Below are 9698 nucleotides of genomic sequence, written 5' to 3'. Positions count from 1 at the left end.
TCGAAGCTCGAAGCTCGAAGCTCGAAGCTCGAAGCTCGAAGCTCGAAGCTCGAAGCTCGAAGCTCGAAGCTCGAAGGCAGCATAACCCCAGCCCTCTCGGACCAAAGGGTTACTTACAGCTTAAAGCTTACGGCTTACAGCTCCGGGCGACGCCCGGTCATTCCGGAATTCCGCCTCGCGTCAGGGCTACCGGGTCGAGCAGCCGCTCCAGCTCCTTGCGCGACAGGTCGGTCTGTTCCTCGGCGACCTCGATGATCGGCCGGCCGGCCTGATAGGCCTGCTTGGCGATGGCCGCGGCGGCGTTGTAGCCGATGACCGAGTTCAACGCCGTCACCAGGATCGGATTGCGCGAAAGTGGTTCGCGCAACTGGTCCTCACGTACCTTGAAGGTGGCTATCGCCCGATCGGCCAGCAGGCGCGAGGTATTGCTCATCAAGGTGATCGAGGTCAGCAAGTTGTTGGCAACCAGCGGCAGCATGACATTGAGCTGGAAGTTGCCGCTCTGACCGGCCACGGTCACCGCCGAATCCAGGCCGATGACCTGGGCCGCCGCCTGGGCGGCCGATTCGGGAATCACCGGATTGACCTTGCCCGGCATGATCGAGCTGCCTGGCTGCAATGCCTCGAGCTCGATCTCGCCCAGGCCGGCCAGTGGCCCGGAGTTCATCCAACGCAGGTCGTTGGCAATCTTCATCACCACGCAGGCCAGGCCGCGCAGCTGACCGGAAAGCTCCACGGCAGCATCCTGGGAACCGAGGCTGGCGAAGAAGCTGTCATTGGGCGTCAGCGTCAGTCCGGTACGCTGTCCGAGCTCCCGGGCCATGCGTTCGGCAAACTCGGGATGGGCATTGATGCCGGTCCCCACCGCCGTGCCCCCCTGGGCCAGCCGACACAGCCGTGTCATGGCACTGTCGATCCGTTCGATGGCCTGGGCCACCTGGCTCGACCAGCCGCCAAGTTCCTGGCTCATGCGTAGCGGCATGGCGTCCATCAGGTGAGTTCGACCCGTCTTGACCACCTCATCGAGCTCGGCGGCGCGGTTGTCGATCGTCTCGCGCAGGTGCACCAGTGCCGGACGCAACTCGCGGGTCACCTCCAGGGCCGCCGACAGATGCAGAGCCGTGGGAATCACGTCATTGCTCGACTGCCCCATGTTGACGTGATCGTTGGGGCCGACCTCGACACCTTCGGCGACCGCCAGGTGCGCGATCACCTCGTTGACGTTCATGTTGCTCGAGGTTCCCGAACCGGTCTGGAAGACATCCACCGGAAACTGGTCATCATGCTGGCCGTCGATCACGGCCTCGGCGGCCTCGACAATGGCCTCGGCACGCGGACCATCGAGGAGATCCAGATCATGATTGACACGCGCCGCGGCACGTTTGATGTGCGCGATGGCGTGAATGAAGGCCACCGGCATGGCCTGGCCGGATACCGGGAAGTTGTTCACCGCGCGTTGCGTCTGAGCGCCATAGAGAGCATCGGCCGGCACCTCCAGCTCACCCATGCTGTCACGCTCGATTCGCTTGTCACTCATTTCGCTTCCTCGTCGGCATGTTCTCCTCTCACCATGGCGATGCCGGGAAAAGCTTGCAAGGCGCTCATGAACGATTCCTGGTCGCAATACGAGAAAACCTTGAGCGCCGACGGCATGGACGCACCAGAACCGCCTTCCGGCTTTTTTGCATCTCGCATGTTGCAACGCACAAAATCGCCTGCTATTGTGCATTGCAACATACACGAGAAGGCATCGGCGGATCGCCCAGGCCTTCAACGAAGACCGACCCCAGGAGGGTTCAGACGATGCGCGATTTCAATACCCAGCAGTTCACCGAGCAGTTCGAGTCCCTGTTCTTCGGCCCGGCACGTGCCTATGCGTCGCTGTCCGTGGATTTCACCGAAAAGATGTTGCGCGCCCAGCTGGACGCTGGCCAGGCCTATACCGAAACCGGTATTTCCCAGCTCCGCTCTCTGCTCGACGTCAAGGATGCCGAGGGCCTGCGTTCCTACATGGAAGACCAGCAGAAGGTCGCCAAGGAACTGACCGAGCGTTTCAAGGGTGATGCAGAGAAAGTCGTCTCCCTGCAGCAGGACTTCGTCCAGCAGAGCCAGAAGCTGACCGACGCCAACGTCAAACAAGCTTCCGAGAGCGTCGAAAAGGCCACCCGCAAGGCCTGATCACCCGCTCTGAAGAGCACTTCGAGGGCCACCGCTACTGGCGGTGGCCCTTTTGCGTTAAGCTCTCCCCGCACACAGGGCCAATGCCAAGGAAGCACTGAACAAATAGACGAGCGGAGCAAAGGCTAGGCCCGTTCCCGACGGGCCATCGCATTTCCCACTTCCTTGTGGGTCATGCAAGGCGCCCGGAGCGCAAGAACCGGAGCCTATGCGGTATAGGTGAGGATTCTGAGCATCGCGTAACGCAGCAATTTGCACGCGCAGGCATTTGTGCAGTGTTTCCCCTAACGGGAGACGCTATATGCGACATTTCCTCCTGCCCCTTCTGCTGGGCATCGTTCTCGCGGGCTGTCAGGCCCTTCCGCCATCGGGTGGCACGCAACGTGACGACTCGGTCGACATCACCGATATCAGCGACGAGCCTGACCGCGATATCGGCCGCGTGGCTCGCCAGGTCGACTTTCCCGAAGACGAGTATGCCGCTCTCGAGAAGACCGGCAACGCCGCCCTCAGTGGCCGCCTGACCCTCGACACCGCGTCCGGCACCGTGATCGGCGCCGGCGAGACCGTCTCCGTGGCTCCGGTCACCACTTACTCCGCCGAGGCAGCCGAGCAGGCTCTGGCAGGCCGCGCAGTAGAGCGGGCAGACCCCAGAGCTCGTGCCTATACCCACACGACACGCACCGATGGCAATGGCTACTTCATGCTGCGAGGCCTGCCCGCCGGCAACTTCTATGTGTCGGGCAGCCTGGTCGACCCCACAAGCGACCAGCGCCGGATCGTCATTCACGAGGTGGGCCTGCGCAACGGGCAGCATCGCGAGATACAGCTGAAACGATGAGTCCACCGCCGATGGTCGATGGCGCCCCACCGGGCAGCGATCTACGCTGAGAATGGAGTCTCACACCAATACAGAGAAGGCGCCAACGGAGGAGGCAGGCAATGGACAATAGGGAAACCGGGGCCACACCCCGAGGTGTCAGCGACGGCATGCGTCTCGCGTGGCTGGCCGTCCCCCTGGCACTGACCCTGATGGCCCCCACCGCCCTGGCCGCATCACTGGAGGAGCTTCGCCAGCAGGGCAGTATTCGTGTTGCCGTGGCCAACGAAGTGCCCTACGGCTACCTGGATGACGAAGGCCAGGGCCAGGGCGCCGGCCCCGAGGTAGCACGCCACGTGCTCGATGAACTCGGCATCGACGATATCGAGTGGGTCGCCACCTCCTTCGGAGACCTGATTCCAGGCCTCGAGGAAGGACGTTTCGACATGGCGGCCGCCGAGATGGCCATTCGCCCCGAACGGTGTGAACGCGTGCTCTTCTCGGCACCCAACACCTCCTATGGGGAAGGACTGCTGGTCAGAGCCACCAATCCGATGGACATCCGCGACTACGCGGCGTTCGCGGAGCGTGACGATATCAAGGTCGCCGTCCTGCAGGGCGCGACCCAGGTCGATATCCTCCGGGCACTCGGCGTTCCCGATGAACGCATGACCGCCATCGAGACCAACGATGCGGCCATCGAGACGCTGCTGTCCGACCACGCCGACGCCTATGCCGGCACCGGGCTGACGGTCAGCCAGTTGGGCGAAAGAAGTCCGGACGTCGAAGTGGCGGAAGGCTTCGAGGACCCGAAGGTGAACGGCGAAATCGTGCGTAGCTGGGGCGGCTTCACCTTCCCCGCCGACGCCGAGACATTGCGGGATGCCTTCGATGAAGCGCTCACGGACTACCGCCACACCCGGGCATGGGAAGACATCCTGACCCGCCACGGCTTCACCCAGGATGACGTGCTCAACGCCTTCCGTTTCGAGACCGAATGGCTATGCACGGCGCGCGAATGAAGGGCCTACCAGCCCAGTGCCTGCTTGACGAAAGGGATGGTCAGCTTGCGCTGGGCCGATAGTGAGGCACGATCAAGCGTTTCCAGAACATCGAACAGTGCCTCCAGGCGCCTCGGCCCGCGGTGCAGAATATAACGGGCAACGTCGTCGGATAGTTGCATGCCTCGGCCCCTGGCACGCAACTGCAGGGCCGCCAGCCGCCCCGGGTCATCGAGCCCCGGGACGTGAAAGGTCATGCCCCAGGTCAAGCGTGAGGCCAGATCGGGCAAGGTGACCGCCAGTTGCCGAGGCGGTGCCGAAGCCGCAACGATCAGACGGCGTCCCTCGTCCCGCAACCGATTGAAGGCATGGAACAGCGCCTCTTCCCAACGCTTGCGGCCGACCACCCGCTCCAGGTCGTCGATGGCCACCAGGTCGAGCCGTTCCACTTCCTCGAGCATCAATGGCGGAAAGTGACCGAGTTCCTCGAGCGGCAGATAGAGGGCTCGCCGATCCTGATCGGACGCGGCATGGCAAGCCGCCTGCAGGAGATGACTGCGCCCCACGCCATCGGCGCCCCATAGATAGAGAAACGGCTCGCCACCTTCCTCCAGCTGATGCTTCAGGCATGCCACCAGGGTCGCACTGGGCCCCGGGTGAAAGTTGGCGAAGGTGGCATCGTCACGCAGTCCCACCCCCAGTGGCAACTGCGCGGGTGCTCGACTCATGGCGACTCCTCGTTGGAAGCTTGGCGATCAGCGTCATAGAGCGAACTGTTTTTATAGCGCTCATGCAGATAACGCAATACCACCATGACCATCGCCGCCACCGGCAACGCCAGCAGCACGCCGGTGAAGCCGAACAGCTGACCACCCGCCAGCACGGCGAAGATGACGGCAACCGGATGCAGACCGATCTTGTCGCCCAGCAGCTTGGGCTGCAGCACGATACTCTCGATGAACTGACCAAAGCCGAAGACGACCGCCACGCCCAGCAGCATCCATATTTCGCCGGATTGGAAGAAGGCGACCACTCCGGCCACCGAGATGCCGACGATCACGCCGAGATAGGGCACGATGCTCGCCAGCCCCGACAGCAGACCGATCAGCAACCCGAACTTCACGCCAAGCAGGGTCAGGCCGATGGCATAGATGACGCCGAGGCACAGCATGACGATCAATTGACCGCGCAGGAACGCCGAGAGGACTTCATCGCATTCTCCGGCCAGGCGTACCGCCGTCGGCTCCCAGCGGCGAGGCAGCGACCCTCGCACCTTGGCCACCAGATCATCCCAATCCAGCAACAAGTAGAAGGTGACCACCGGTATCAGGGCCAGATTGCCGACCATTGCGACCAGTGCCAGCCCCGACTTCGACACCTTGGCCAACAGGGTCGCGGCGAAGGTGCCGGTTTCCTTCCAGTTATCGACCAGCGCTTGCCGCATCTGATCGACATCGGTACTCAGGTCCATGCCGGTCATCGACTGGACCCACGGCACCACCGTGCTCTGCACCCATCCCAGGATCGCGGGCAGCGACTCGATCAGCTGGCCCAGCTGCCGGCCCAGGACCGGGATGACGAGCACCAGGCTCGTGACGATGACCAGCGTCAACAACAGGAACACCAGCGACACCGAAAGCCGCCGCGAAAGCCCCTTCTCCTCAAGCCGGTCGGCCAGAGGGTCGCCCAGGTAGGCCAGTACCATGCTGACGAAAAATGGCATCAGCACCGGTTCGATACTGATGAAGAACCACAACCCCAGTGCCGCCAGTATGGCCGCGATCCAGCCTTGTCTACGCATCCTGCTCTCCCTGTGCGATGCCCCGTGTGGCGGTGCGTGCCACGCTACGTGATGCTACAATCTGCGCCCGATCTTGCCCACCGCGGCGTCCTTGCGCCACTTTGATGGCCAAGGCACCAGGGCGCGCCTTCGACAGCAATGTTCATACAGGACAGGCCATGACCGACTCCACCAAGCGCCCGAGCGGCGCCTCGCTCAGCTACAAGGACGCCGGTGTCGACATCGACGCCGGTAATGCCCTGGTCGACCGCATCAAGGGCGTTGCTCGTCGCACGACACGTCCCGAAGTGATGGGTGGCCTGGGCGGCTTCGGCGCTCTGTGCCAGCTCCCCGCCGGCTACCGTGAGCCTGTTCTGGTCTCCGGCACCGACGGTGTGGGCACCAAGCTGCGCCTGGCCATGGACCTCGGTCGTCACGACACCATCGGTATTGATCTGGTGGCCATGTGCGTCAACGACCTGGTGGTCGCTGGCGCCGAGCCCCTGATGTTCCTTGACTACTATGCCACGGGCAAGCTGGATGTCGACATCGCGGCGGACGTCGTGACCGGCATCGGTCAGGGCTGCGAACAGGCTGGCTGCGCTCTGGTCGGTGGCGAGACGGCCGAAATGCCCGGCATGTACGAGGGCAGTGACTACGACCTGGCCGGCTTCTGCGTCGGCGTGGTCGAGAAAGACGAGATTCTCGACGGCCAGAAAGTCGCCGAAGGCGACGTGCTATTGGGCATGGCCTCGTCCGGGCCGCACTCCAACGGCTACTCGCTGATCCGCAAGATCCTCGAGCTCAGCGAGGTCTCACTGGATACCGCCATCGACGGTCGCTCCCTGGGCGATGCACTGATGGCCCCGACCCGTATCTACGTCAAACCACTGCTGTCCCTGCTCAAGGAGACCGACATTCCGGTCCACGCCCTGTCGCATATCACCGGGGGTGGCCTGCTCGAGAATCTGCCTCGGGTCTTGCCAGAAGGTGCCGCCGCCCGCATCGACACGGCCAACTGGCAGCGTCCGGCCGTCTTCGACTGGCTCAAGATCCAGGGCAATGTCGACGAACACGAGATGCATCGCGTCCTCAACTGCGGCATCGGCATGGTACTGGTCGTGCCCGCGGACCGTGCCGACCAGGCCCGCGCCCACCTCCAGGCCCTGGGCGAGACGGTACACCGCATCGGAGAGATCGTCCCGCGGGGCGAGGGCGATGACGTGGTCCGACTGGAGAACCTGACCGAATGAGCGAGACCGATTACCCGAGCGACACCCTTCAGGATTTCACTCCCGAACCCGCCGAGGCACGGCGGGTCGTGGTGCTGATTTCCGGCAACGGCAGCAACCTCCAGGCGCTGATCGAGGCACAGGAGCACGACCGCCTCGGCGGCGAGATCGTGGCGGTGGTCTCCAACCAGGCCGATGCCTACGGCCTCAAGCGCGCTCGCGATGCCGGCATCGATGCCGTGGCCCTGCCCCATCGGGAGTACGAGAGTCGCGAGGCCTTCGACGGCGCACTGATCAAGGTCATCGAGCGCCATGAGCCCGACCTCGTGGTGCTGGCCGGCTTCATGCGCATTCTCACTCCGCGCTTCGTCCAGCGCTTCCTCGGCCGGATGCTCAACATCCACCCTTCGCTGCTGCCGGCTTACCAGGGACTGCACACTCACGCCCGAGCCCTCGCCGACGGCACGACCCAGCACGGTTGCAGTGTGCACTTCGTCACCGAGGAACTGGATGGCGGCCCCGTGGCACTCCAGGCCGAGGTACGAATAGAGGACGCGGACTCCGAGCAGACCCTGAAGGACAAGGTGCAGGCACGCGAACACCTGATCCTGCCCATCGCCGTGAACTGGTTTCTCGAAGGGCGTCTCAAGCTGGCAGGTGACGCCGCCGCCATGGACAACACCCCACTGCCACCGACCGGCATGCGTCTCTCGCACGACGACGCCGCCGAGGAACTGGACGAGGATGCGGAGCTGTAAGCTGTAAGATCAGCGTAAATTCAGTAACATACAAGACAACCCCGCCGGATTACGGCGGGGTTGTCTCTTCTTACAGCTTAAGGCTTATCGCTCCGGCCGAAGGCCGGGTCAGGTTCGGGGGAGCGTCACCCCTCGCTGCCCCATGTACTTGCCAGCCCGATCCTTGTAGGAAGTCGCGCAGACCTCGTCGGACTCCAGAAACAACATCTGGGCCACGCCCTCATTGGCATAGATCTTGGCCGGCAGGTTGGTGGTATTGGAGAATTCCAGGGTGACATGCCCTTCCCACTCCGGTTCGAGCGGTGTCACATTGACGATGATGCCACAACGCGCATACGTCGACTTGCCGAGGCAGATGGTCAGAACGCTACGGGGAATACGGAAGTATTCGACGGTACGCGCCAGGGCAAAGGAGTTCGGCGGAATCACGCAGACATCCCCCTTGATGTCGACGAAGCTCTTTTCGTCGAATCCCTTGGGGTCAACCACCGCCGAGTGAATGTTGGTGAACACCTTGAACTCGTCGGCACAGCGGACATCGTATCCATAGCTGGACGTCCCGTAGGAGATCACCCGCCGCTCATTCACATAACGCACCTGATCGGCCTCGAAGGGCTCGATCATGCCCTCCTGCTCGGCCATGCGACGGATCCAGTGGTCGGATTTGATGCTCATGGGGTCGTCCTGATGGGTCGAAACAAGGCCCGACATGATAGCGGCCACGACGCGAGCCGTCACGGCTCATCGGCACGTCATTATTCGCTGAACGAGATTTCCGGCCCCTCGTCGGTCGGCCCACCGAGCTGCTCGGCCACCTGACGCGCCATATCCCGGAAGGTGCCTGTCACCTCGCCATCGGGGTCGGCCACGACGGTCGGGCTGCCGCCATCGGCCTGTTCGCGAATCGCCAGGGTCAGCGGCAGGCGGCCCAGCAGGCGGGTATCGTACTCCGCCGCGATGCGTTCGCCACCGCCTTCCCCGAAGATCGGTTCGCTGTGGCCACAATTCGAGCAGACGTGCAGGCTCATGTTTTCCACCACACCAAGAGTGGGGACATTGACCTTGCGGAACATCTCGATGCCCTTTCGGGCGTCCAGCAACGCGATGTCCTGAGGGGTGGTCACGATCACGGCACCATCCACCGGCACCTTCTGCGCCAGCGTCAGCTGGATATCACCGGTGCCGGGCGGCATGTCGATGAACAGGACATCCAGATCATCCCATACCGTCTGGGTCAACAACTGCTGGAAGGCGCCGGCGACCATCGGGCCACGCCACACCGTCGGCTCACGGACATCGATCATGAACGCCATGGACATCGCCTGCAGGCCATGAGCCTCCAGCGGCTTGAGGCGATTCTCTCCGGCGGATGCGGGCCTCGTCCCTTCAGCGACACCCAGCATGCGAGCCTGGCTGGGCCCATGGATATCAGCGTCCAGAATGCCGACGCGATACCCCTCGGTGGCCATGGCCAGAGCCAGGTTGGCGGTGACGGTGGACTTGCCGACGCCCCCCTTGCCGGACGCCACGGCGACGATATGCTTGACCCCTTCGATCACGACTCGCTCCTTTTACGCTTGGGGCCGACCGTACGGTCGGGTGATGCCAGTATACCTGTCCCCTCACCGCGTGATGCAACGTCGAGCATGCCCATGAACGACGAAGGACGCGCCAAGGCGCGTCCTTCTCTCGACGATACGACAGGATTCAGACTTCCTGAGCCTTCTCGTCCTGATTCGACTCGGAAGATGACGGATCTTCCGTCTTCTCCGGCTCGGACGGCTCATCATCGCTCGCCTCAGCGGACGGCGCCGTTTTCTCGCCGCCCTGAGACTCGGACGCTTCACTCTCGGATGCGTCGGTGGACGATGCGGCTTCCTCGCCGCCCTGCGACTCGGACGATTCACCCTCGGATGCGTCGGTGGAACG

The 9698-nt window shown here is 63.3% G+C and carries 12 protein-coding genes; 5 read left to right on the top strand and 7 right to left on the bottom strand.

Annotated elements, in window-relative coordinates; all coding sequences use genetic code 11:
- Positions 1–157: 157 nt before the first annotated feature.
- Together RSO41_RS16475 and RSO41_RS16470 are read right to left on the bottom strand one after the other, a co-directional pair.
- Positions 158–1537: a class II fumarate hydratase gene (locus RSO41_RS16475; RefSeq protein WP_315620303.1), complete on the bottom strand. Its 1380-nt coding sequence runs from the start codon at positions 1535–1537 to the stop codon at positions 158–160.
- Complete coding sequence (locus RSO41_RS16470; protein ID WP_315620302.1) at positions 1534–1695, bottom strand: hypothetical protein; 162 nt, start codon at positions 1693–1695, stop codon at positions 1534–1536. Before RSO41_RS16470 ends, RSO41_RS16475 begins: the two co-directional genes overlap by 4 nt.
- Before the next feature lie 108 nt (positions 1696–1803).
- Between RSO41_RS16470 and RSO41_RS16465 the strand changes: the two genes are divergently transcribed.
- The 3 genes from RSO41_RS16465 to ehuB all read left to right on the top strand — a co-directional run bounded on the left by RSO41_RS16465 (position 1804) and on the right by ehuB (position 4020).
- A complete protein-coding gene (locus RSO41_RS16465) occupies positions 1804–2178 on the top strand; it encodes a phasin family protein (protein WP_285919833.1) in 375 nt (124 codons plus the stop codon).
- A gap of 301 nt (positions 2179–2479) precedes the next feature.
- Entirely contained in the window at positions 2480–3019 is a 540-nt protein-coding gene (locus RSO41_RS16460) for a hypothetical protein (protein WP_315620301.1), read from the top strand.
- Between the two features lie 101 nt (positions 3020–3120).
- Entirely contained in the window at positions 3121–4020 is a 900-nt protein-coding gene (gene ehuB, locus RSO41_RS16455; RefSeq protein WP_315620300.1) for an ectoine/hydroxyectoine ABC transporter substrate-binding protein EhuB, read from the top strand.
- A gap of 5 nt (positions 4021–4025) precedes the next feature.
- On the opposite strand, the gene hda is transcribed toward ehuB, so the two are convergent.
- Together hda and RSO41_RS16445 are read right to left on the bottom strand one after the other, a co-directional pair.
- A complete protein-coding gene (gene hda / locus RSO41_RS16450) occupies positions 4026–4727 on the bottom strand; it encodes a DnaA regulatory inactivator Hda (protein WP_315620299.1) in 702 nt (233 codons plus the stop codon).
- Positions 4724–5800 (bottom strand): AI-2E family transporter, encoded by a 1077-nt coding sequence (locus RSO41_RS16445; RefSeq protein WP_315620298.1) that lies wholly within the window; start codon positions 5798–5800, stop codon positions 4724–4726. The genes hda and RSO41_RS16445 overlap by 4 nt, the downstream gene beginning before the upstream one ends.
- A 158-nt stretch (positions 5801–5958) precedes the next feature.
- Between RSO41_RS16445 and purM the strand changes: the two genes are divergently transcribed.
- Complete coding sequence (purM, locus tag RSO41_RS16440) at positions 5959–7032, top strand: phosphoribosylformylglycinamidine cyclo-ligase (protein ID WP_315620297.1); 1074 nt, start codon at positions 5959–5961, stop codon at positions 7030–7032.
- Positions 7029–7769, top strand: coding sequence for a phosphoribosylglycinamide formyltransferase (gene purN / locus RSO41_RS16435; protein WP_315620296.1), 741 nt, complete (start codon positions 7029–7031; stop codon positions 7767–7769). Before purM ends, purN begins: the two co-directional genes overlap by 4 nt.
- Before the next feature lie 108 nt (positions 7770–7877).
- Here purN and dcd read toward each other — a convergent pair whose 3' ends face one another.
- From dcd to RSO41_RS16420, 3 genes are all read right to left on the bottom strand, one after another.
- A complete protein-coding gene (gene dcd, locus RSO41_RS16430) occupies positions 7878–8444 on the bottom strand; it encodes a dCTP deaminase (protein WP_315620295.1) in 567 nt (188 codons plus the stop codon).
- A gap of 80 nt (positions 8445–8524) precedes the next feature.
- Complete coding sequence (gene apbC / locus RSO41_RS16425) at positions 8525–9325, bottom strand: iron-sulfur cluster carrier protein ApbC (protein WP_315620309.1); 801 nt, start codon at positions 9323–9325, stop codon at positions 8525–8527.
- A 151-nt stretch (positions 9326–9476) separates the two neighbouring features.
- Positions 9477–9698: hypothetical protein (locus RSO41_RS16420; RefSeq protein ID WP_315620294.1), on the bottom strand; the 222-nt coding region annotated here is incomplete at its 5' end.

The organism is Halomonas sp. I1 (assembly GCF_032334135.1).
Lineage (GTDB): Bacteria > Pseudomonadota > Gammaproteobacteria > Pseudomonadales > Halomonadaceae > Halomonas.
This window is presented reverse-complemented; position numbering and strand designations above follow the sequence as displayed.